The 22,758-nt window shown below is 72.5% G+C and carries 19 protein-coding genes; 5 read left to right on the forward strand and 14 right to left on the reverse strand.

Features of this window, described 5'->3' with window-relative positions; translation table 11 throughout:
• Nucleotides 1-42: 42 nt before the first annotated feature.
• A complete protein-coding gene (locus GBN72_RS03725) occupies nucleotides 43-798 on the reverse strand; it encodes an SIR2 family NAD-dependent protein deacylase (protein WP_151770157.1) in 756 nt (251 codons plus the stop codon).
• A gap of 60 nt (nucleotides 799-858) precedes the next feature.
• On the reverse strand, nucleotides 859-1,362 hold the full coding sequence (locus GBN72_RS03730; protein WP_151770158.1) for an NUDIX domain-containing protein: 504 nt from the start codon (nucleotides 1,360-1,362) through the stop codon (nucleotides 859-861).
• A gap of 99 nt (nucleotides 1,363-1,461) precedes the next feature.
• Between GBN72_RS03730 and GBN72_RS03735 the strand changes: the two genes are divergently transcribed.
• Entirely contained in the window at nucleotides 1,462-2,622 is a 1,161-nt protein-coding gene (locus GBN72_RS03735) for a glycerate kinase (RefSeq protein WP_246212235.1), read from the forward strand.
• A gap of 169 nt (nucleotides 2,623-2,791) precedes the next feature.
• On the opposite strand, the gene pssA is transcribed toward GBN72_RS03735, so the two are convergent.
• From pssA to ccrA, 7 genes are all read right to left on the reverse strand, one after another.
• The gene (pssA, locus tag GBN72_RS03740; protein ID WP_151770927.1) at nucleotides 2,792-3,574 is read right to left on the reverse strand and encodes a CDP-diacylglycerol--serine O-phosphatidyltransferase; all 783 of its coding nucleotides are present in this window, start codon (nucleotides 3,572-3,574) and stop codon (nucleotides 2,792-2,794) included.
• Between the two features lie 73 nt (nucleotides 3,575-3,647).
• Entirely contained in the window at nucleotides 3,648-4,304 is a 657-nt protein-coding gene (locus GBN72_RS03745; protein WP_151770159.1) for a phosphatidylserine decarboxylase, read from the reverse strand.
• Between the two features lie 202 nt (nucleotides 4,305-4,506).
• Complete coding sequence (locus GBN72_RS03750; RefSeq protein WP_151770160.1) at nucleotides 4,507-5,712, reverse strand: acyl-CoA dehydrogenase family protein; 1,206 nt, start codon at nucleotides 5,710-5,712, stop codon at nucleotides 4,507-4,509.
• On the reverse strand, nucleotides 5,709-6,227 hold the full coding sequence (locus GBN72_RS03755; protein ID WP_151770161.1) for a MaoC family dehydratase: 519 nt from the start codon (nucleotides 6,225-6,227) through the stop codon (nucleotides 5,709-5,711). Before GBN72_RS03755 ends, GBN72_RS03750 begins: the two co-directional genes overlap by 4 nt.
• A 4-nt stretch (nucleotides 6,228-6,231) precedes the next feature.
• Nucleotides 6,232-7,206 carry an HpcH/HpaI aldolase/citrate lyase family protein gene (locus GBN72_RS03760; RefSeq protein ID WP_151770162.1) on the reverse strand — a complete coding sequence of 325 codons (975 nt, stop codon included), beginning with the start codon at nucleotides 7,204-7,206 and terminating at the stop codon, nucleotides 6,232-6,234.
• The gene (locus GBN72_RS03765) at nucleotides 7,203-9,230 is read right to left on the reverse strand and encodes a protein meaA (RefSeq protein ID WP_151770163.1); all 2,028 of its coding nucleotides are present in this window, start codon (nucleotides 9,228-9,230) and stop codon (nucleotides 7,203-7,205) included. The genes GBN72_RS03760 and GBN72_RS03765 overlap by 4 nt, the downstream gene beginning before the upstream one ends.
• A gap of 10 nt (nucleotides 9,231-9,240) precedes the next feature.
• Nucleotides 9,241-10,578, reverse strand: coding sequence for a crotonyl-CoA carboxylase/reductase (gene ccrA, locus GBN72_RS03770; RefSeq protein WP_174887084.1), 1,338 nt, complete (start codon nucleotides 10,576-10,578; stop codon nucleotides 9,241-9,243).
• A gap of 477 nt (nucleotides 10,579-11,055) precedes the next feature.
• Here ccrA and GBN72_RS03775 point away from each other — a divergent pair, with 477 nt between their 5' ends.
• On the forward strand, nucleotides 11,056-11,946 hold the full coding sequence (locus GBN72_RS03775) for an endonuclease/exonuclease/phosphatase family protein (protein WP_151770165.1): 891 nt from the start codon (nucleotides 11,056-11,058) through the stop codon (nucleotides 11,944-11,946).
• Between the two features lie 40 nt (nucleotides 11,947-11,986).
• Here the strand turns inward: GBN72_RS03775 and GBN72_RS03780 are convergent, their stop codons facing one another.
• The gene (locus GBN72_RS03780) at nucleotides 11,987-12,805 is read right to left on the reverse strand and encodes a TetR family transcriptional regulator (RefSeq protein ID WP_218042016.1); all 819 of its coding nucleotides are present in this window, start codon (nucleotides 12,803-12,805) and stop codon (nucleotides 11,987-11,989) included.
• Between the two features lie 289 nt (nucleotides 12,806-13,094).
• Nucleotides 13,095-14,909 (reverse strand): 3-hydroxyacyl-CoA dehydrogenase family protein, encoded by a 1,815-nt coding sequence (locus tag GBN72_RS03785; protein WP_151770167.1) that lies wholly within the window; start codon nucleotides 14,907-14,909, stop codon nucleotides 13,095-13,097.
• Between the two features lie 318 nt (nucleotides 14,910-15,227).
• Between GBN72_RS03785 and GBN72_RS03790 the strand changes: the two genes are divergently transcribed.
• Nucleotides 15,228-15,869: a HEAT repeat domain-containing protein gene (locus GBN72_RS03790; RefSeq protein ID WP_151770928.1), complete on the forward strand. Its 642-nt coding sequence runs from the start codon at nucleotides 15,228-15,230 to the stop codon at nucleotides 15,867-15,869.
• Here GBN72_RS03790 and GBN72_RS03795 read toward each other — a convergent pair.
• From GBN72_RS03795 to GBN72_RS03805, 3 genes are all read right to left on the reverse strand, one after another.
• The gene (locus tag GBN72_RS03795) at nucleotides 15,830-16,333 is read right to left on the reverse strand and encodes a GNAT family N-acetyltransferase (RefSeq protein ID WP_151770168.1); all 504 of its coding nucleotides are present in this window, start codon (nucleotides 16,331-16,333) and stop codon (nucleotides 15,830-15,832) included. The genes GBN72_RS03790 and GBN72_RS03795 overlap by 40 nt on opposite strands.
• 252 nt (nucleotides 16,334-16,585) lie before the next feature.
• A complete protein-coding gene (locus tag GBN72_RS03800; RefSeq protein WP_151770169.1) occupies nucleotides 16,586-18,154 on the reverse strand; it encodes an alpha/beta hydrolase in 1,569 nt (522 codons plus the stop codon).
• 156 nt (nucleotides 18,155-18,310) lie between these two features.
• Nucleotides 18,311-19,339 (reverse strand): Rv2578c family radical SAM protein, encoded by a 1,029-nt coding sequence (locus tag GBN72_RS03805; protein WP_151770170.1) that lies wholly within the window; start codon nucleotides 19,337-19,339, stop codon nucleotides 18,311-18,313.
• Nucleotides 19,340-19,504: 165 nt separating this feature from the next.
• Between GBN72_RS03805 and GBN72_RS03810 the strand changes: the two genes are divergently transcribed.
• Together GBN72_RS03810 and GBN72_RS03815 are read left to right on the forward strand one after the other, a co-directional pair.
• On the forward strand, nucleotides 19,505-19,945 hold the full coding sequence (locus GBN72_RS03810; RefSeq protein WP_151770171.1) for an SRPBCC family protein: 441 nt from the start codon (nucleotides 19,505-19,507) through the stop codon (nucleotides 19,943-19,945).
• 380 nt (nucleotides 19,946-20,325) lie between these two features.
• Nucleotides 20,326-22,653 carry an MFS transporter gene (locus tag GBN72_RS03815; RefSeq protein WP_439959738.1) on the forward strand — a complete coding sequence of 776 codons (2,328 nt, stop codon included), beginning with the start codon at nucleotides 20,326-20,328 and terminating at the stop codon, nucleotides 22,651-22,653.
• The last annotated feature ends 105 nt before the right edge of the window (nucleotides 22,654-22,758 follow it).

A 22,758-nucleotide genomic window follows, 5' to 3' on the forward strand; every position in this document is an offset into this window, starting at 1 on the left:
GAGCGGCCGGTGAGCGGCCGCCGGGGCGGCCGCCCCGGCGCGTCAGGGACGCAGTTGCCGGAGCAGGCGCGGCAGCGCGGTGCCGATGGGCTCGCGGACGACCTCGTCGGCGAGGTCGTCGTACGGGGTCTCCTCCGCGTTGACGATCACCAGCCGTGCCCCGTGGTCGGCGGCCACCCCCGCCAGCCCGGCGGCGGGCTGCACCTGGAGGCTGGTCCCGACGGCGACGAAGACCTCGCAGGCCTTGGTGACCGCCAGGGCCTGGCCGAGCACCTCCGGGTCCAGGCGTTCGCCGAACATGACGGTGCCCGGCTTCAGGACGCCGCCGCAGGCCGCGCAGCGCGGGTCCTCCTCGCCGGCCTCCAGCCGTGCCAGCGCCTCGGACATGGGGCCGCGCACGTGGCAGACCGTGCACACCACGGTGCGCGCGGAGCCGTGCAGTTCCAGGACCTTGCGGTCCGGCATCCCGGCCCGCTGGTGGAGCCCGTCGACGTTCTGGGTGATCACCCGCACCGGCACGCCGGAACGCTCCAGGTCGGTGACGGCCAGGTGCGCGGCGTTCGGCCCGGCCTCGAGGGCCTGCAGGTCGCGGCGCATCCGCCAGGAACGGCGCCGGATCCGCGGGTCGTTCATGTAGTGGTCGTAGGTGACCAGCTTCTCCGCGTCCGGGTCCCGCCGCCACACGCCGTTCGGCCCCCGGTAGTCGGGGATCCCGGAATCGGTGGAGATCCCGGCGCCGCTGAGGATCGCGACGAGCGGGAGGCGGGAGCGGACCGGCGGCGAGGTGGGCGTGGGCATGCGCCCGAGGGTAGGGCGGCGGGGCGCGCCATCGCGATCGGTTAACGGCGGGCGGAGGCCTCAGCCCCGGTCGACCCGGCGGCCGTTCTCCAGCTCCGCCGGACCGGATCCGTCGGCGAGCACGTCCAGGGCCGTCTCCACCCGGCCGAGGGTCGCGCCCAGCAGGTACGCCGGCAGCTCCTCGCGGGGGACCAGGCGCCAGGACAGCAGTTCCTCCTCCTGGAGGCGGATCGCGTCGATCGCTTCCTGGTCCAGCACGCCGCCGTCGTAGAGGTAGGCGACGATCGGCGGGCGGGCCGGTCCCTGGGACCAGTCCACGGCGAGCAGCCGGCCCGGGGCCACGTCGAGGCCGATCTCCTCGGCGGTCTCCCGCCGGGCGCCCTGACGGGGCGTCTCGCCGTCGTCGGACTCCACCGTGCCGCCGGGCAGCGCCCAGCCCTCGCGGTAGTTCGGCTCCAGCAGCAGGACGCGTCCCTGGGTGTCGCGGAAGAGCGTGGCCGCGCCGCACAGGACACGGGGGAGGCCGGCGATGTACGTGGCGTAGGACTCGGCGGTGGAGGTCACCCGGCCAGCCTAGCGAGGCGGACGCGCGACCATGGCGGGTCCGGGCCACCGGCGTCTAGGGTCACTGCGACGGATGCCCGGAACGGAAGCGGAGGCGTTGTGGTGGAGACGGCCCGGCGGAGGCGCGTGCTGATCGCGGCGGACAAGTTCAAGGGGTCGCTCACGGCCGTGCAGGTGGCCGAGCGGGTCGCGGCCGGGCTGCGGCAGGTCGCGCCCGGTGTCACGACGGCCTCGCTGCCGGTGGCGGACGGCGGGGACGGCACGGTCGCCGCCGTGGTGGCCGCCGGGTTCGAACTCCGGGAGGCGCGGGTCACCGGGCCGGTGGGCAACCCGGTCACCGCGGCGTTCGCGGTGCGCGGGGACACCGCCGTGGTCGAGATGGCCGAGGCGAGCGGGCTGCAGCGGCTGCCGGGCGGCACCCTCGCGCCGCTCACCGCCTCCACCCACGGCTCCGGGGAGCTGCTGCGGGCCGCGCTGGACGCGGGCGCGCGGACGGTGGTGTTCGGGGTGGGCGGCAGCGCGACCACGGACGGCGGCGCGGGGATGCTGGCCGCGCTCGGCGCGCGGCTCCTCGACGCGGACGGGAAGGAGCTCGGGCCGGGCGGTGGGGCCCTGGCGGCGCTGGCGTCCGTCGACCTCTCCGGGCTGGACCCGCGGGTGGCCGACGGGACGGTGGAGCTGGTGCTCGCCAGTGACGTCGACAACCCGCTGACCGGGCCCTTCGGCGCGGCGGCGGTGTACGGGCCGCAGAAGGGCGCCTCGCCGGAGGACGTCGCGGCGCTGGACGCCGCGCTCGGACGGTACGCCGCCGTCCTGGAGCACGCCGTCGGACCGCGCGCGCGGGGCCTCGCCCAGGCGCCGGGGGCGGGCGCGGCGGGCGGCCTGGGATTCGCCGCGCTGCTGCTGGGCGCGCGGTTCCGGGCGGGCATCGAGGTGCTGCTGGAGGCCGTGGGGTTCGCGGCGGAACTGGAGCGGGCCGACCTGGTGATCACGGGGGAGGGGTCGCTGGACGCGCAGACCCTGCGGGGCAAGGCGCCGGCGGGGGTCGCGACGGCCGCCGCCGCGGCGGGGGTACCGGTGGTCGCGGTCTGCGGACGCCTCGCGCTCTCCCCCGAGGAACTGCGGGCCGCGGGGATCGAGCGGGCCTACCCGCTCGCAGCGCTGGAGCAGGACGTCGCCCGCAGCGTGGCGAACGCCGGCCCCCTCCTGGAGCGCGTCGCCGCCGGCCTCGCCCACGACTGGCTCGCCCCGGGCTCCTGAGGCGCTGGGCGCCCCGTGCGAGGCGTGGGGCGCCCCGTGGTCAGGACGGCCGGACCTCGCCGGACAGGACGCCGGGGCCCGCACCGGCCCCCGGGAACGCCGACGGCCCCCCGGGCCGGGTGAGGGCTCGGGGGGCCGGTGCGGGCGTGCGGGGCGGCGTGCGGCGCGGCTACTGGAGCTGCGCGGCCCGCGCCTCACGGCGGTTGTCACGGAAGTTGTTCACCCGGCGGGCCGTCGCGAACAGCGGGATCACGGCGCCCAGCACCAGCTGCAGCGCGCAGCCGGTCTGCAGGAGCAGCTCACCGCTCGGCGCACCGGCCGCCCAGGCGACCAGCATGCCCATCGACGCGACGATCCAGACCAGCATCGCCACGGCCGACCGCCCACGCGGCTTGGGGTACTCGACGCGGCTCACCATCAGCCACGCCGTGCCCAGCACCGCCAGCAGCGTGGCGACGAACGGCAGCTCGAGCAGGACGATGGAGACCACCGTCAACGCCCCGAAGGGTGACGGCATGCCCTGGAACGTGCCGTTGGGCACCGTCACGATGGAGAACCGCGCAAGCCGCAGCACCACCGCCAGCAGCACCATGATCGCGGCCAGTGCCGCGACCCGCTGATGCGCGTCGTCGGCGACCATGCCGTACACCAGGACGAAGTAGGCCGGAGCCAGCCCGAAACTGATCAGGTCGGACAGGTTGTCCAGCTCCGCGCCCATCGGCGAGGACCGCAGCTTCCGGGCGACCTGACCGTCGAAGAGGTCGAAGATCGCCGCGGCCAGCATCAGGATCACCGCGGTGGCCGCGCTGTGGCGGGCCATGCCCGTCTCCTGGCTGCCGGTGAGGTGCGGGATCAGGATGCCGGTGGTGGTGAAGTACACCGCCATGAAGCCGCAGGTGGCGTTGCCGAGGGTCAGCGTGTCCGCTATCGACAGACGCAGTGACAGCGGCATCTCCTCGTCCTCGGCCTCGTCGAGGCCGGCACGGGTGGACGCCTGGGGCGCCCAGCCGGTACTCGGATCCTGGTCAGTCGCGGTCAATTCGAGTCACCCCAGCCACGGTCTTCTGGCCGACCTCCACCGCGACCTCCACTCCTGCCGGGAGGTACAGGTCGACGCGCGAGCCGAACCTGATGAGACCGATCCGCTCACCCTGCTCGACCTTGGTCCCCTTGGGGATGTAGGGCACGATGCGGCGGGCCACCGCGCCGGCGATCTGGATCATCTCGATGTCACCGAGCTCGGTGTCGAAGTGCCAGACCACGCGCTCGTTGTTCTCGCTCTCCTTGTTGAAAGCGGGAACGAATCCACCCGGCACGTGCTCGACCGACGTCACGGTGCCGGCCAGCGGCGCGCGGTTGACGTGGACGTTGAGCGGGCTCATGAAGATGGCGACGCGGGTGCGGCCGTCCTTCCAGGGCATGATGCTCTGCACCACGCCGTCGGCGGGCGAGATCACACGGCCCTGCGTGATCTCGCGCTCCGGGTCCCGGAAGAACCACAGCATGCCCGCCGCGAGAGCGGTGGCGGGCACGGCGACGGCCTTGGCCGCGCCGGAACGGCGCGCCCGGAGCAGGCTGAGGGCGGCGGTGGCGACCGTCGGGGCGAGCCACGGCGACGCTCCGCGCGCGAGCCGGGTGCCGGCGAGGCTGTCGCGGTGTGCAGAGGATTGGCTGTGGGGCATGGAAGACCTTCGTAGCGGGAGGGTGCCGCGCTGCAGTTCTTGGGGACGGCGGCTTTCCGGAATCGTACCGGTCAGGCACTACAACTGGGCAAGCCAGAAGCCGAGTCGAGGACCGGGAGCGCTGACGGGGTGTGATCTTCTTCTCGAAGAAAACACCCCGTAGCAGGACAATCGGCCGGGCCGTAACCGGATCTTTCCGGAATCAGCCCTGGAAGCGGTACTCCTCGAGGAGTCTGCGTCCGATGATCATTTTCTGGATTTCTGCGGTGCCTTCACCGATGAGCAGCATCGGAGCCTCTCGGTAGAGGCGCTCGATCTCGTACTCCTTGGAGAAGCCGTAGCCGCCGTGGATCCGGAAAGCATCTTCGACGACCTCCTTGCAGTACTCGCTGGCGAGGTATTTCGCCATGCCTGCCTCGAGGTCGTTTCGCTCCCCGGAGTCCTTTTTGCGGGCTGCATTAACCATCATCGCATGGGCGGCTTCCACCTTGGTGGCCATTTCGGCCAATTTGAACTGGATCGCCTGGTGCTGCGCGATCGGCTTGCCGAAGGTGTGACGCTGCTGGGCGTACTGCACACCCAGTTCGAACGCACGCTGCGCGACGCCGCAGCCACGGGCCGCGACATTCACCCGGCCCACCTCGACGCCGTCCATCATCTGGTAGAAGCCGCGGCCGGTTTTGCCGCCCAGTACCCGATTGGCCGGAATTCGCAGGCCGTCCATGACGAGCTCGGTGGTGTCGACCCCCTTGTAGCCCATCTTGTCGATCTTCCCGGGAATGGTCAGACCGGGAAGGACCTCGCCGAAGCCGGCCGGCTTCTCGACTAGGAAGGTCGTCATCGACCTGTGCGGCGCGGTGCCCTCGGGGTGTCCTTCGTCACTCTTGACCAGAACGGCCACCAAGGTGGAGGTTCCGCCGTTGGTCAGCCACATCTTCTGGCCGGTGAGGAGGAAGTCGTCGCCGTCCCGGACCGCCTTGGAGGTGATGGCCGACACGTCCGAACCGAGCGCGGGCTCCGACATCGAGAAGGCGCCCCGGACCTCGCCCGCCGCCATCCGCGGCAGGAAGTACTCCTTCTGCTCGTCGGTGCCGTGCTGCTTGAGCATGTAGGCCACGATGAAGTGGGTGTTGATGATGCCGGAGACCGACATCCACCCGCGGGAGAGCTCCTCCACGCACAGCGCGTAGGTCAGGAGCGACTCGCCCAGACCCCCGTACTCCTCGGGGATCATCAGGCCGAACAGGCCGAGTTCCTTCAGGCCGTCGACGATCGCCTGCGGGTACTCGTCGCGGTGCTCCAGCTCGGTGGCGACCGGGATGATCTCCTTGTCCACGAACTCCCGGACGGTGGCCAGGATCTCCTGCTGGACCTCGGTGAGACCGTGGGTCCGGGCGAGTCGGCTCATCCCTTGGACTCCTTCTCCTTCAGCTCGGGCCGGCCGGGCTGCTCGCCGCCGCGCTCCTCGATGTACGTCCCGGTCGGCACCATCACCTTGCGGCGGAAGACGCAGACCAGCGTGCCGTCCTGCTTGTAGCCCTTGGTCTCCACGTACACGATGCCGCGGTCGTTCTTCGACTTCGACGGCCACTTGTCGAGCACGGTGGTCTCGCCGTAGAGCGTGTCGCCGTGGAAGGTCGGCGCCACGTGCTTGAGCGACTCGATCTCCAGGTTGGCGATCGCCTTGCCCGAGACGTCCGGCACCGACATGCCGAGCAGCAGCGAGTAGATGTAATTGCCCACCACGACGTTCTTGCCGAAGTCGGTCGTCTTCTCCGCGTAGTTGACGTCCATGTGGAGCGGGTGGTGGTTCATGGTGAGGAGACAGAACAGGTGGTCGTCGTACTCGGTGACCGTCTTGCCCGGCCAGTGCTTGTACGTCGCCCCGACCTCGAACTCCTCGTAGGTGCGCCCGAACTGCATCGGCTCAGCCCTCCGGGATCTCGAACTTGCTGGTGCGCTTCATGCCGGCCGCGCGGCCCTTGCCCGCGATGACCAGCGCCATCTTCCGGCTGGCCTCGTCGATCATCTCGTCGCCGAGCATCGCCGAGCCCTTCCTGCCGCCCGCGTCCGAGGTGCACCAGTCGTACGCGTCCAGGATCAGCTCGGCGTGGTCGTAGTCCTCCTGGGTGGGGGAGAAGACCTCGTTGGCGGCGTCCACCTGGCCCGGGTGCAGCACCCACTTGCCGTCGAAGCCGAGGGCCGCGGCACGCCCGGCCACCTCGCGGAAGCCGTCCACGTTGCGGATCTGCAGGTAGGGGCCGTCGATCGCCTGGAGGTCGTTGGCGCGGGCCGCCATCAGGATCTTCATCAGGATGTAGTGGTAGGCGTCGGCGCCGTAGCCCGGCGGCTGCTCCCCGACCACCAGCGACTTCATGTTGATGGAGGCCATGAAGTCGGCGGGGCCGAAGATGATGGTCTCCAGCCGCGGCGAGGCCTCGGCGATCGCGTTGACGTTGTTGAGGCCCTGCGCGTTCTCGATCTGCGCCTCGATGCCGATCCGCCCGACCTCGAAGCCCATCGTCTTCTCGATCTGGGTGAGCAGCAGGTCCAGCGCCACGACCTGCTCGGCGTTCTGCACCTTGGGCAGCATGATGCAGTCCAGGTTCGGGCCGGCGCCCTCGACGACCGTCACCACGTCGCGGTAGGTCCACTCCGTGGTCCAGTCGTTGACCCGCACCACCCGGGTCTTGCCCGTCCAGTCACCCTCGTTGAGGAACTTGACGATGGTGTGCCGGGCCTCCGGCTTGGCCAGCGGCGCGCAGGCGTCCTCCAGGTCCAGGAACACCTGGTCCGCGGGCAGGCCCTGGGCCTTCTCCAGGAAGCGCGGGTTGGAGCCGGGGACCGCCAGGCAGGAGCGCCGGGGGCGCAGGCGGTTCACGGACGGCTGGGGCGCGGTCATGCGGGGACCTCCAGGGGGTCGAGCTTGTGTGCCTTGCGGATCTCGTCGACGATACGGCCGATGATCCCGGTGATGTCGAAGTCCTTCGGGGTGAACACCGCGGCCACTCCGGCGGCCCGGAGCTCCTCGGCGTCCGCCCCCGGAATGATGCCCCCCGCGATCACCGGAATGTCGTCCGCCCCGGCCGTACGCAGCCGGTTCAGGACGTCGGGCACCAGCTGGGCGTGCGAGCCGGACAGGATGGACAGGCCGACCGCGTGCACGTCCTCGGCGAGGGCCGCGTCCACGATCTGCTCCGGCGTCAGCCGGATGCCCTGGTAGACCACCTCGAAGCCGGCGTCGCGGGCCCGCACGGCGATCTGCTCGGCGCCGTTGGAGTGCCCGTCCAGGCCCGGCTTGCCGACCAGGAAGCGGAGCTTGCCGACCTCCAGGTCGCGGGCGGTGGCCTCGACCCGGCGGCGCACCTCGGCGAGCCCGGTGCCGTCCTCGGCGGCCACCGCCACCGGGGCGGACGAGACGCCGGTGGGTGCCCGGTACTCACCGAACACCTCGCGCAGCGCTCCCGCCCACTCCCCGGTGGTCGCCCCCGCACGGGCGCATTCGAGGGTGGCTTCCATCAGGTTGTCCTTGCCGCGCGCCGCCTGCTTCAGTCGCTCCAGCGCCTTGCACGGGCGCGGGTGGTTGAACGGCGGCTGGTAGCGGGTGTCCCGCCAGGCCTGCAGCGAGGCGATCACCCGGGCCTCGACGGCCGGGTCGACCGTCTGGATCGCCGTGTCCAGGTCCGCGGTGAGCGGGCTGGGCTCGGTCGACTCGAAGACGTTCACGCCGACGATCCGGTCGTGGCCGGCCTCGATCCGCGCCCGGCGCTCCGCGTGCGAGGCGACCAGCTGGGACTTGAGGTAGCCCGACTCCACGGCGGCCATCGCGCCGCCCATCTCCTGGATCCGGTCCATCTCCGCCCAGGACGCCTCGACCAGCTCGGCGACCTTGGCCTCGATCACCGTCGAGCCCTCGAAGATGTCCTCGTACTCCAGCAGGTCGCTCTCGTAGGCGAGGACCTGCTGGATGCGCAGCGACCACTGCTGGTCCCAGGGCCGGGGCAGCCCCAGCGCCTCGTTCCAGGCCGGCAGCTGCACGGCGCGGGCCCGGGCGTCCTTGGAGAGGGTGACGGCCAGCATCTCCAGGACGATCCGCTGGACGTTGTTCTCGGGCTGCGCCTCGGTCAGGCCGAGCGAGTTGACCTGGACGCCGTACCGGAAGCGGCGCTGCTTGGGGTTCTCGATGCCGTACCGCTCCCGGGTGACGCGGTCCCAGATGCGGGTGAAGGCCCGCATCTTGCACATCTCCTCGACGAAGCGGACGCCGGCGTTCACGAAGAACGAGATCCGGGCGACCACGTCGCCGAACTTCTCCTCGGGCACCTGGCCGCTGTCGCGGACCGCGTCCAGCACGGCGATCGCGGTGGACATCGCGTAGGCGATCTCCTGGACCGGGGTGGCTCCCGCTTCCTGGAGGTGGTAGCTGCAGATGTTGATCGGGTTCCACTTCGGCATGTGGGTGACCGTGTAGGTGATCAGGTCCGTGGTCAGCCGGAGGGAGGGCCCGGGCGGGAAGACGTGGGTGCCCCGGGAGAGGTACTCCTTGACGATGTCGTTCTGGGTGGTGCCCTGGAGGGCGGAGACGTCCGCGCCCTGCTCCTCGGCGACCACCTGGTAGAGCGCCAGCAGCCACATGGCCGTGGCGTTGATGGTCATCGAGGTGTTCATCTTCTCGAGGGGGATGTCCTCGAAGAGACGGCGCATGTCACCGACGTGGGCCACCGGGACGCCGACCCGGCCGACCTCGCCGCGGGCGAGGACGTGGTCGGAGTCGTAGCCGGTCTGGGTCGGCAGGTCGAACGCCACCGACAGGCCGGTCTGCCCCTTGGCGAGGTTGCGCCGGTACAGCTCGTTGGACGCCTCGGCGGTGGAGTGGCCGGCGTAGGTACGCATCAGCCACGGACGGTCCTTCTGACGCTCTGACATGGCCTCTGCCTCAGATGTTCCGGAAGCGGTTGATGGCGTCGATGTGCTGGGCGCGCATCTCGTGGTCGCGGACGCCCAGGCCCTCCTCGGGGGCCATGCACAGCACACCGACCTTGCCCTGGTGCAGGTTGCGGTGGACGTCGTAGGCCGCCTGGCCGGTGTCCTCCAGGGAGTACGTCCTCGAGAGCGTCGGGTGGATCTTCCCCTTGGCGATCAGGCGGTTGGCCTCCCACGCCTCCCGGTAGTTGGCGAAGTGCGAGCCGATGATGCGCTTGAGCGACATCCACAGGTACCGGTTGTCGTACTGGTGCATGTAGCCCGAGGTGGAGGCGCAGGTGGTGATGGTGCCGCCCTTGCGGGTGACGAAGACCGAGGCGCCGAAGGTCTCCTTGCCGGGGTGCTCGAAGACGATGTCGATGTCCTCGCCGCCGGTGAGCTCGCGGATGCGCTTGCCGAAGCGCTTCCACTCCTTCGGGTCCTGGGTGTTCTCGTCCTTCCAGAACCGGTAGTCCTCGGCGGCGCGGTCGATGATCAGCTCGGCGCCCATGCTCCGGCAGATCTCCGCCTTCTCCGGCGAGGAGACCACGCAGATCGGGGTGGCGCCGCCGGCCAGCGCGAACTGGGTGGCGTAGGAGCCGAGGCCGCCGCTGGCGCCCCAGATCAGGACGTTGTCGCCCTGCTTCATGTTGGCGCCGTTGGCGGAGACCAGCTGCCGGTAGGCGGTGGAGTTGACCAGGCCCGGGGAGGCCGCTTCCTCCCAGGACAGGTGCGCCGGCTTGGGCATCAGCTGGTTGGACTTGACCAGGGCGATCTCGGCGAGGCCGCCGAAGTTGGTCTCGAAGCCCCAGATCCGCTGCTCCGGGTCGAGCATGGTGTCGTTGTGGCCGTCGGAGGACTCCAGCTCGACGCTCAGGCAGTGTGCGACGACCTCGTCGCCGGGGGTCCAGGCGTTGACGCCGGGACCGGTGCGCAGGACTACGCCCGCCAGGTCGGAACCGATGATGTGGTACGGCAGGTCGTGGCGCTTGGCCAGGTCGCTGACCCTGCCGTAGCGCTCCAGGAAGCCGAAGGTCGACAGCGGCTCGAAGATCGACGTCCACACCGAGTTGTAGTTGACCGAGGACGCCATGACGGCCACCAAGGCCTCGCCCGGGCCGAGTTCGGGCAGCGGGACCTCGTCGAGGTGCAGCGACTTGCGGGGGTCCTTGTCCCGGGTGGCGAGCCCCGCGAACATCTCGGTCTCGTCCTTGTGCACGGTGATCGCGCGGTACGACTCGGGGAGCTCGATGGCGGCGAAGTCCTCGGACGAGGCGTTCTGCGACTGGATCGCGTCCAGGATGTCCTTCACGGTCACGGTGTTGCCTCCGGCGACGGGCGCCCGCTCGATCGAGGGCGCAGAGGGTACGTCGTGCTGGTGCTGATGGGGTGGTTGCCGTCGGTTCGGCGGGTGGTGCGGCGGCGCGTTGTGGCGCGTGGGATGCCTGTGACGCAGGCGTCCGGACGCGTAGGGCAGCGCCCTGCGGGGACATCCGCCACACCTCGGGTTCGCGGTGCGGCGGCCGTCCGGACACCCACAACGTATGGCACGGTGTGACCGTTGACAAGGCACTGAGTGCCACTAATTGCGCTCAGCTGAAATAAGAGGCCCGCAGACGAGCGATGATCGATCAGCGGAGCCCAGCCGGGAGTCTCGATCGATGATCGATCAGTATTTCCAAGGTGGCCGGGGGTTCGGAGCATGTTCCGGAGATCGTCGGCGGAGGTTGGCCGGAGTGCTCCACACTCGGCCCGGATCCTTCCGGCCACTCCAGAATCGAGTGAGTAGATGACACTCCGTGCCACCCATCCCCGTCCCGGTCGACGCGGTGTGCTGGCCGCCGCCGTCGGAGCGCTCGGCGGCGCTCTCGGTGCCGCCCCGGCCGTCGCCACCCCGGCCGTCACCGCTCCCGCCGCCGTGCCGTCCGCCCGGCCGGTCCCGGTTCGGGTGCTCACCTTCAACATCCACCACGGTGCGGGCACCGACGGCGTCTTCGACCTGGACCGGGTCGCGCGGGTGATCGAGGGGACCGACGCCGACGTCGTCGGACTCCAGGAGGTGGACCGGTTCTGGGGCGCGCGCAGCGGATGGACCGACGTGGCGGCCGAACTCGGTCGGCGGCTGGGGATGTGGCACGTCTTCGGCGCCAACCTCGACCTCGACCCGCCCGCCGAGGGCGCGCCCCGCCGCCGGTACGGCACGGCGGTCCTCACCCCGTGGCCCATCCTGTCCTGGCGGAACACCCCGCTGCCCAAGCTGGCCGGACACGAGCAGCGTGGGCTGCTCCGGGCGGAGATCCAGGTGCGGGGCGCCCGGCTGCGGTTCGCCGGCACCCACCTCCAGCACGACAACAGCCCCGAGCGGCAGCTGCAGGCCGCCAGCGTCCGTGAGCTGCTCGGCGACGACGCCCGTCGCACCGTGCTGGCCGGCGACCTGAACGCCCTGCCGGACGCGCCGGAGACCGGCGTCCTGACCGACTTCCTGACCGATGCGTGGGGCGCCGCGGGGGAGGGGGACGGGTTCACCTACGGCTCGCTCGATCCGCACGCCCGGATCGACTACCTGATGGCCTCCGCCGACGTCCGGGTCGTCAGGGCCGCCGTGGTCGGCCTGGACCCGGGTGCCTCCGACCACCTCCCGGTCCTCGCCGACCTCCTGGTCGGGCCGGGCGTCCACTGAGCACGGTGGGGCCGTCCGCGGGAAGGCCCTGCCGGGGCGCTCAGGCGCGGTCCCGCAGGGCCTTCTCGATGGTGTGCATGATCTCGTCCAGCGGGGCGTCGACGCGGGCGACGGTGACCAGGACCTCGCCGGAGGCGGAGACCGACGCCGCGTCCGGCGACCCCTGCCCCGCGTCCTCCCGGCCCGCCCCGATGCCGCGGCCGAACGTCCGCCGGACGATGGCGAAGGCGTGGTCGAGCTGCCGCTCCACGTCGCCCTGACCGTCCGCCCGCAGCCACCGCCGCAGTACGTGGTTGTGGGCCGTCACGACCGCGGACGCCGCCACCTCCGCGAGCAGCGGGTCGTCGTTGGCGTCGTCGGCGTGCGCCTTCTCGTCGAAGTGGCCCAGCAGGTAACGGGTGAACAGCCGCTCGTAGCGGGCCACCGAGGCGATCTCCGCCTCGCGCAGCGTCGGCACCTCCCGGGTCAGCCGGTAGCGGGCCACCGACACCTCGGGGTGGGCCGCGTACATCCGCATGACCTCCTTGATGCCACGGCACACCGTGTCCAGCGGGTGCTCGTGCGCCGGAGCCGCCTTCAGCACGGCCTCGGCCCGGACCAGGGTGTCGTCGTGGTCCGGGAAGATCGCCTCCTCCTTGGAGCGGAAGTGGCGGAAGAAGGTGCGGCGGGCCACGCCGGCGGCCGCGGCGATCTCGTCGACGGTGGTCGCCTCGTACCCCTTGGTGGCGAACAGTTCCATGGCCGCCGCCGCCAGTTCACGGCGCATCTTGAGCCGCTGGGCGGCCGCCCGGCTGCCCGCGGTGCTCTCCGGGGCGTCGGCCGCGGCGGGGGTACGTGTCGACTTGGCGGGGTGGGACATGCCCTGAACGTACTCCATCGGCGCGCCCCGATGTGCACGTCCCGGGCTTCCCCGGCCCGCGACGGCCGGAGAAGCCCCGCGCGTCCCGCCCGTCCCGCCCGTCCCGCCCGTCTTGGCAGGGCCGGCAGGGCCGGGCGCCGCCGGACCGGGTGCCGCCGGGCCGGGCGGCGGGAAGCCGGGCCGGTCCAGGAGGCCGCCCCAGTCCCCGGGGGACTTCCCGTCCCCCGGGGCGCGGCCGGCGCCGGAGCGGGACCCGGCACCGGAGGGAGGTCCGGCGCCGGGGCGGGGCTCAGCGGCGGGCATATTCGCGGAAGCCGCGGCCCGTCTTCCGGCCCAGGCAGCCTGCGGCCACCAGGTGCTCCAGGAGCGGCGCCGGGGCCAGTCCCGGGTCGCGGAACTCGCCGTGCAACACCTTCTGGATGGCCAGCGAGACGTCCAGGCCGACGACGTCCAGCAGCTCGAAGGGGCCCATCGGGTAGCCGCCGCCCAGCTTCATCGCGGCGTCGATGTCGTCCAGCGTCGCGTAGTGCTCCTGGACCATCCGGACCGCGTTGTTGAGGTACGGGAACAGGAGCGCGTTGACGATGAAGCCCGCCCGGTCCCCGCAGTCCACCGGGTGCTTGCGGATCCTCGCGCAGACCTCGTGGACGGTGGCGTGCACGTCGTCGCCGGTGAGCACCGTGCGGACGACCTCGACCAGCTTCATCGCCGGGGCCGGGTTGAAGAAGTGCATGCCGATCACGTCCTGCGGCCGGGAGGTGGCCCGTGCGCAGGCCACCACCGGCAGCGAGGAGGTGGTCGTGGCCAGCACCGCGCCGGGCTTGCAGACCTTGTCCAGGGCGGCGAACAGCTGCCGCTTGACCTCGAGGTCCTCGGCGACCGCCTCCACCGCCAGGTCGACGTCGGCGAAGGCGTCGTAGGTGCCGGCCGGGGTGATCCGGTCCAGGGTCCGCGCCGCGGCCTCGGCCGTCATCCGGCCCTTGTCCACCGACCGGGCGAGCGACTTGCCGATCCGCGCCCGGGCGGCCGCCGCCTTCTCCTCGCTGCGGGCCGCGATCACCACGTCGTAGCCGGCCTTCGCGAACACCTCGGCGATGCCGGACGCCATGGTGCCGGAGCCCGCCACACCCACCGAGCGCACCGGGCGGCCGGAGCCGGCGTCGGCGTCGTGGCGCGGGGTGAGGGCGTCCGGGACGACGGTGGCGGAGCCGGGCGCCTCGTAGGTGTAGAAGCCCCGGCCCGACTTCCGGCCGTTGAGGCCGGCGTCGCTGAGCTGGCGGAGGATCGGCGCGGGGGCGTGCAGCCGGTCGCGGGACTCCTGGTACATGGCGTCCAGCACGGTGCGGGCGGTGTCGACGCCGATCAGGTCCAGCAGGGCCAGCGGCCCCATCGGCAGGCCGCAGCCGAAGCGCATCGCCGCGTCGATGTCCTCACGGGAGGCGTACCGGGACTCGTACATCGCGGCGGCCTGGTTGAGGTAGCCGAACAGCAGGCCGTCGGCGACGAAACCGGGCCGGTCGCCCACCTTCACCGGCTCCTTGCCCAGCTCGACCGCCAGGTCGGTGACGGCGGCGACCGCGCCCGGGGCGGTGAGCACCGAGGAGACCACCTCGACCAGCTTCATCGCGGGGGCCGGGTTGAAGAAGTGCAGGCCCAGCACCCGCTCCGGGCGCGCCGAGTCGGCGGCCAGGCGGGTCACCGACAGGGCGTTGGTGCCGGTGGCCAGGATCGCGTCCGGGCGGACGATGCCGTCCAGGGCGCGGAAGATGCGCTGCTTGAGGTCGTACGACTCGGGAGCCACCTCGATCACCAGGTCCGCGGGAGCGGCGTCGGCGAGGTCGCCGGAGGTGCGCAGCCGGCCCAGGACCAGCGCCCGCTCCGGCTCCGTCAGCTTGCCCTTGGCGACGGAACGGGCGGTGGAGGTCTCGAGCGAGGCGACGGCGCGGGCCGCGGCCTGCGGGCTGGTGTCGATGCCGACGACCTCGCGGCCGGCCCGGGCCAGGATCTCGGCGATGCCGGAGCCCATGGTGCCCAGGCCCACCACGGCGACGGTGCGGAGGGTGGAGGCGCTGTCGGAACGGGACAGGGAAGAGGGAGCGGCCATGACGGACTCCAGGAAGGCGTGAGGTGACGGCTGGAACGCACGCCGACGGCGACGAAGGCCAAGGGGCGTGCGGAGGTGAGAGTTGGCGAGCCGGCAGCGATATGCCGGTCCGTGCCGGTGCCGACCGGTCCTGTCCCGGAACCGGGTCGTACGGGGCGATGCTGCGGTACCGCGGTACCGAACCGACTGCACCCGCGGCGGCTGCGTCACCAGGCCGCTGCGAGGGAATGCGAGGGGGTGCTCGCTCGTATGAGCTTAACTCCTGAGTAGTGAGCGCGCCAGACCGTGTGGGGCGTCGCGATGTGTGATCCGGCTCCCATGCGCGGGGGTGATTTGCGTAGGCTTGGCCGGGTGAACGACGACGAGGGTCAACTCGCCCTGCTGGAACACCGGTTGCGGTCCGAGTCGGGGGGAGGGTTCGCCCACCGGCGGCTGGCGTCCACGGCCGGCCCCGCGGAGCTCGCGGAGCTGCTCGGCGAGCCGGGACACCCGTTGTGGGCGCGGGAGTTGGCTGCGTTCCGGCTCGGACTCGCGGGGGACGGGCGGGCGTTCGAGCCGCTGGTGCTGCTGCTCAACCACCGGGACCCGCCGCGGTGCGCCTCGGCGGCCTACGCGCTGGCGCGGCTGGGCGATCCGCGGACCGCGCGGGCGGCGGCGGCGCTCGCCACCAACGAGCTGCGGGTCGGGTACGCGCTCCACCCGGTGCGGCTGCTGGTGGCGCTGCGCGCGCCGGAGGCGGTCCCGGCCCTGGTCGCGGTGCTGGAGCGGCGGCTGGCGGCGGAGCGGGACCCGCACCGGGAGGTGGCCCTCGCCTGCGCGGAGGGCCTCGGCGAGCTCGGGGATCCCCGGGGGCGGGCGGTGCTGGAACGGGCGCTGGCCTGCGGCCGTGACGACCTGGCCGCGGCCGCCGGCGCCGCGCTTCAGGCGCTCGGCGGGCCGCCCGGTGAGCGGCGGACGTAGCGGACCTCGGGGATCGCGGCTCCGTCCACGATGAACGGCTCCTGCGTGCCGTCGGGGGTGAAGCCGTGGTGAGCGTAGAACCGGCGGGCCGGGGTGTTGCCCTTCACGACCCAGACGCAGGTGGTTCGCCCGGCGGGCAGGCAGTGGCGCAGCAGGGCGCTGCCGATGCCAGTGCGGTGGTGGGCGGGGTCCACGTAGAGGGCGTACACCTCGGAGCCGGGCCCGGCGTCGCGGTTCGGTCCCAGGCAGGCCCACCCGGCGACCCGGCCGCCGTGTTCGGCGACGAGGTTGACGACGCCGGGGCCGGCGCCGGTGAGCAGCTTCCGGTGCCGCTTCGCCGCGGCGGCGGGGTCCATCCGGTCCAGGTACGGCTGGGGTACCAGGCCGCGGTAGGCGTGCCGCCACCCCGCGATGCGTATCTCCGCCACGCGGGCGCAGTCCGCGACCCTCATCTCTCTGACCATCCGCCCATCCTGCCGTCCCCCGGCTCCGGTGCTACGGGATTTTCCGGCCCTCGCCACTTCACCCCGGCACCGGGGCTCCGCCCGGGCCCCGGCGACCACCGGTGCGGGGGTCGCGCGGTGCACCGGGCGCGGCGGGTTCGGGGTGGTGTTCGCGCGGTTGCCCGCGTCGCTTCGCGGCGCGGCGCGCGGGTGGCATGACGGGTTCGCGCCCGCGCGGGCGCAGCCGGTCGGCTGTGCCCGCGCGGGGGGACGTCAGCGGCGGGGGAGGGGCCAGGGGTGGGGCGGTGTGGCGTGGCGGGTGGAGTCGAGGGCCGGCTTGGGGGCGGGGAGGGAGGGACAGGTGGCGTCCGCGTCGCCGGCGGAGCGGCGCGGGACCGTGCCGTCGGTGAGGTACGCGGCGAGGTGCCGGTCGAGACAGGCGTTGCCGGCCAGCGTCACCCCGTGGTTGCCGCCGCCCTCCTCCACGACGAGCGAGGACCCCCGCAGCAGCCGGTGGGTCCGCACCGCACCGGCGTACGGCGTCGCCGCGTCCCCCGTCGCCTGGAAGATCAGCACCGGCGGCGCCTTGTCGTTGGCGACGTCCACCGGCTGCCGCAGCCCGTCCACCGGCCAGAAGGCGCACGGGGCGTTGTACCAGGCGTTGCTCCAGGTCATGAACCGGGCCTTCTCGTGCACCGCCCAGTTGTCGGCACGCCACGTGCCCCAGTCCCGGGGCCAGGCCGCGTCCCGGCACATCACCGCCGTGTAGACGCTGTAGCTGTTGTCCCCGGAGGCGTCCACCGCGCCGACGGCACGGTAGGCCTCGACCAGCGGGCCGGTCTCGCCCTTCACCGAGTAGGCGGAGAACGCCCGGGCCAGCAGCGGCCAGTAGCCGTTCTGGTAGCCGCCGGGAAGGAAGAGGTCCTCGAGCTCGGCGGGTCCGACCACGCCCTGGGCCGGCTTCCCGGCGAGCGCCGCGCGCATCGCGTACCACCTGGCCTCCACCCGCGCCGGGTCCGTGCCCAGGCCGTAGACCTTGTCGTGCCGAGCCACCCAGGTCATCAGGGCGCGGTGCCGCTCCTCGAAGGCGATGTTCTGCTGGAGGTTGTTCTCGTACCAGACGCCGGTGGGGTCGACCACCGAGTCCAGCACCATCCGCCGCACCCGGTCGGGGTGGAGCCTGGCGTAGACCGCGCCGAGATAGGTGCCGTAGGAGTAGCCGAAGTAGTTGATCTTCTTGGCGCCGAGCGCGCGCCTGATCACCTCCAGGTCCTTGGCCGCGCTCACCGTGTCGATGTACGGAAGCAGGTCGCCGTGCTTCCCGCCGCACGCGGCGGCGAAGGCGCGGGCCCGCCGGAGGTTGGTCTCCTCCAGGGCGGGCGTGGCCGGCACCGTGTCGGGGCGGACCGGGCGGGAGTGGCCCGGCAGGCAGTCGAGGGCGGGGCGCGACCTGCCGACCCCCCGGGGGTCGAAGCCGACGACGTCGTAGCGGGCGGCGACGTCCTTGGGGAGGGAACCGGCGACGAAGCCGGTGAGGTCGACTCCGCTGCCCCCGGGACCGCCCGGGTTCACCAGCAGGGGGCCGAGCGACGTCTTCGCGGTGTGCGGGACGCGGGCGAGCGCGATGGTGATCTTCCGGCCGCCCGGGTCGGCGTGGTTCAGCGGCACCTGGACCGTGGCGCACTGGAGCGTCGGGGCCTGCTCGGTCGCGCACTTCTTCCAGGCCGGCCGGGCCACGCCCTGCGGGGCGGGCCCCGGCGCCGCCTGGGCGGGCGGTACGGAGGTGAGGGCCGAGGCCAGCGCGACGGCGGTGCCGCAGAGGGCGGCGGCGCGTTTCTTCATCCGGTCTCCCCGGGGTCGGCGGGCCGTGCGTGCCACGGTCCAGGGCGCATCGTGCCGCCGATCGGGGGAGAAAGAACGCGTTTCGGGTGAAGATGACCCCTTCGGGTCGTGTGGATGCCGCCGGGCGGGGCACGTGCGGCGCCCGGGCCGGCCGTGTCAGAGCAGCGAGAGCTGCACCGGCCCCTCGGTCTCCGGGGCGGGACGCGGGGAGGGGATGCGGCGGCGGGCCGCGCCGCTCTCGGGGCCGATGCCGTACTCGCGGGCCAGTTCGTGCACCTGGCGGGTGATCTGCCGCTGGTACCAGGTCGGCGCGTAGGCCCCGCCCGCGTACATCCGCTCGTACCGCGCGACCAGCCCCGGGTGGTGCTCGGCCAGCCAGGCCATGTACCACTCGCGCGCCCCCGGCCGCAGATGCAGGACCAGCGGGGTCACCGAGGTGGCGCCGGCCTCGGCGATCGCCCGGACGGTGGCGCGGAGCTGTTCGGGCCGGTCGCCGAGGAAGGGGATCACCGGCGCCATGAGAACCCCGCACCCGATGCCGCGCCCGGAGAGGGTGCGGACCACGTCCAGCCGGCGCTCCGGTGCGGGAGTGCCTGGTTCCACCGTGCGCCACAGGTCCCGGTCGACGAAGCCGACCGAGACGTTGACGCCCACGTCGGTCACCTCGGCGGCCTGCTCCAGGAGAGGGAGGTCGCGCAGGATCAGGGTGCCCTTGGTGAGGATGGAGAACGGGTTGGCGTGGTCGCGCAGCGCGGCGATGATCCCCGGCATCAGCCGGTAGCGCCCCTCGGCCCGCTGGTAGCAGTCCACGTTGGTGCCCATGGCGATGTGCTCGCCGTGCCAGGTCCGTGACGCCAGCTTGGCGCGCAGCAGTTCGGGGGCGTTCACCTTCACCACGATCTGCGAGTCGAACCCCAGGCCGGTGTCCAGGTCCAGATAGCTGTGGGTCTTGCGGGCGAAGCAGTAGACGCACGCGTGCGAGCAGCCCCGGTAGGGGTTGACCGTCCATTCGAACGGCATCCGGGAGGCGCCCGGTACCCGGTTGACGATGGAGCGTGCCCGGATCTCGTGGAAGGTGATGCCGCGGAATTCGGGGGTGTCGAAGGTGCGGGTGGTCACCGAGTCCGCCCCGAACAGGGCGGGGTCCCTCTGCTCGGACTCCGGCGTGAGGTTCTCCCAGCGCATTGCAGGCCTCGCTTGTCGGTCGTTTCGGACAGCGATAATAGAACACGTGTTCCCTTGATCGTGCGAACGGCACCTCTCGACCCCGCCGGGCCGTCGATTTGGCGGGGGTGGGCCGGGGTGGTTTGCTGGCGCCGGATCGGCTGGACCCTAGAGCTGGAGGAAGCAATGGCGCAGGTGGAGGCCACGACCGAGCGGGTCGTCGCGGCGAACGCGCAGCAGGTGTACGCCGCCCTGGCGGACTACGAGGGCACCCGGGCGAAGCTGCTGCCCGAGCAGTTCAGCGAGTACGAGGTGCGGGAGGGCGGCAAGGGCGCGGGCACCCTGGTCCACTGGAGGCTTCAGGCGACCGAGAAGCGCGTGCGGGACTGCCTGCTGGAGGTGACCGAGCCCTCCTCCGGGGAGCTCCGCGAGAAGGACCGCAACTCCTCCATGGTCACCACCTGGCGGGTCACCCCGGCCGGCGAGGGCAGGTCGCGGGTGGTCGTCACCGCCGTCTGGAACGGCGCCGGCGGGATCGGCGGCTTCTTCGAGAGGACCTTCGCGCCCAAGGGCCTGGCCCGGATCTACGACGCCGTGCTGGCGCGGCTGGCCTCCGAGGTCGAGTGACGCGGGTCCCCGCACCCGCGGGCCGGCACCCGAGGGCCGGCACCCGCGGGTCCCCCGGCCCGCGGGTGCCGGCCCGGCCGGAGGGGATCCCCTCCGGCCGGGCCGGACGGTCAACACCCCACCGTCACAACCCTGTTGGTCTCACCGTTTCGAGTGACTTGCGTAACCGGAATCCTTTGCTGCCGTTCGCCTGGTGACGTGCGACGAACGGGAGGGCGCAAGTGGGCGTGACGGGCGGGACCGCTCTGCTGCGGGACGAGACCGGGGGACCGCCGGCGCCGGAGGACGCGGACACCGTCCCCCTCCCCGCGGTGCGGGACTCCGCCGGGACGGGCCCGCGGCTGACCCCGCGCGGCGTCCGGCTGGTCTTCGCGGGGCTGATGCTCGCCCTGCTGCTCGCGGCGCTCGAGCAGATGATCGTCGCCACCGCGCTGCCACGGATCGTCGGCGACCTCCAGGGCATGGACAAGATGTCCTGGGCGATCACGTCCTACCTGCTGACCTCCACCGTGGTGCTGCCGGTCTACGGCAAGCTCGGCGACCTCTTCGGCCGCAAGGGCGTCTTCCTCTTCGCGATCGTCGTCTTCGTCGTGGGCTCCGCGGCCTGCGGGCGGGCGGAGACGATGGACCAGCTGATCGCGTTCCGCGCGGTGCAGGGGATCGGCGCGGGCGGCCTGATGATCGGCGTGCAGGCGATCATCGCGGACATCGTGCCGTCGCGCGAGCGCGGCCGCTACATGGGCCTGATCGGCGCCGCCTTCGGCCTGGCGTCGGTGGCGGGACCGCTGCTCGGCGGGTACTTCACCGACCACGTCTCATGGCGCTGGTGTTTCTACTTCAACGTCCCGTTCGGCCTGGTCACCCTGGTCGTGGTGGCCTTCGTGCTCAAGCTGCCCAAGCCCGCCGTCCGGCCCCGGCTGGACGTCCTCGGCACCGTGCTGCTGGCCACCGCCTCGACCTGCCTGGTGCTGCTGACCAGCTGGGGCGGCACCGAGTACGCCTGGGGCTCCCGCGAGATCCTCGGCCTGGCCGCGGGTGCCGTGCTCTCCTCGGCGCTCTTCGTGGTGGCCGAGCGGTTCGCGGCCGAACCCCTCATCCCGCTGCGGCTGTTCCGGGACTCCGTCTTCAACGTCACGGCCCTGGCCGGCATGGTGGTCGGCATCGCGCTGTTCGGCGCGGCCAGCTACCTGCCCAGCTACCTCCAGATGGTCGACGGGGCCACCGCCACCGAGTCCGGCCTGCTGATGCTGCCCATGATGGGCGGGGTGGTGGGAGCCTCCGTCGTCTCGGGGCAGCTGATCAGCCGCACCGGCCGCTACCGGATCTACCCGATCCTCGGCGGCCTCCTCTCCGCCGTCGGCATGTTGCTGCTGTCGTTCCTGGACACCGGCACCGGGCGGGTCACCTACAGCGTCTGGATGTTCGTGCTGGGGGCGGGCATCGGCCTGGTGATGCCCGTCCTGGTGCTCGCCGTGCAGAACTCGGTGCGCCCCTCCGACCTGGGCACCGCCACCAGCGCCAACAACTACTTCCGGCAGATCGGCGGCAGCGTCGGCGCCGCCGTCTTCGGCACCCTCTTCGCGGACCGGTTCACCGAGGCCCTCGCCGAGCGCCTGCCCCAACTGCCCGGAGGCGCGGCAGCGGCGCCGCACACCGAGTCCGTGAGCCCGGAAATGGTCCACGCGCTGCCCGCGCCCCAGCGCGACGCCTACATCGCGGCCTACGCGGAGGCCATGCCGCGCATCTTCCTCTACCTGGTGCCGGTCCTCGTGCTCGGCCTGATCATCGCCTTCTTCCTCAAGGAGAAACCGCTGGTGTCCCACAACGCCCCCGCCGCCGACGAGTCCCAGCCCGCGGCCGCCCCGGCCGCCGCCGCTGCCTACGCGGCGTCCGCGCCGCTCACCGTGGAGGTGACCGCCTCGGTGCCGGGCGCCCGGGCCCCCTACGGCGGCGGCATCGCCGTCTGCGGGGCGGTCCGGCACGCCGACGGGACCGTGGTGCCGCGCGCCGCGCTCACCCTGATCGACGGGGCCGGGCAGCAGGTCGGGCGCGGCGCCAGCGGCGAGGACGGCCGCTACGCGCTGGCCACCCCGGGCCCCGGCTCCTACGTGCTGATCGCCGCCGCGGGCGGGCACCAGCCACAGGCCGTGCAGGTCACCGTGGGGGAGCGGCCGGTCGAGATGGACGTGGTCCTCGGCGGGGCCGGACGCCTGGCCGGGGCGGTCACCACCGCCGACGGCACCCCGGTCCGGGACGCCACCGTGACCCTCACGAACGTCCACGGCGAGGTGGTCTCCGCCTCCCGCAGCGGATACGACGGCGGCTACGTGATCAGCGACCTGGTGGCCGGCGAGTACACCCTGGCCGCCAGCGCCCACGCCTACCGGCCCACCGCCCTGCCGGTCACCGTGCAGGCCTCCCGGGAGACCCGGCAGGACATCGAGCTCGCGGGCGGCGCGGTGCTGCGCGGCGTGGTCCGCGGCGGCGGCGGGCGGCCCGTGGAGGAGGCCCGGGTCACCCTGCTGGACGCCGCAGGGAACGTCGTCGACACCCTCACCACCGGCTCCGACGGCACCTTCCGCTTCGTCGACCTGTCCTCCGGCGAGTACACGGTGATCGCCGCCGGCTACCCGCCGGTCGCCACCGTCCTCCAGGTGGCGGGCGGCGGCCGCACCGAGCGCGACCTGCAGCTCGGCCACCAGGACTGAACGGCGGACCTCCGGCGCCGGGGCCGACACGGTCCGCGGGCCCCGGCGCCAGAGGTCCGGACCGGTGAAAGATCACCTCGCCGCCGCCTCGGTCTACACTCACGC

Origin of the sequence: Streptomyces abyssomicinicus (assembly GCF_008974245.1) — a bacterium.
Lineage (GTDB): Bacteria > Actinomycetota > Actinomycetes > Streptomycetales > Streptomycetaceae > Streptomyces > Streptomyces abyssomicinicus.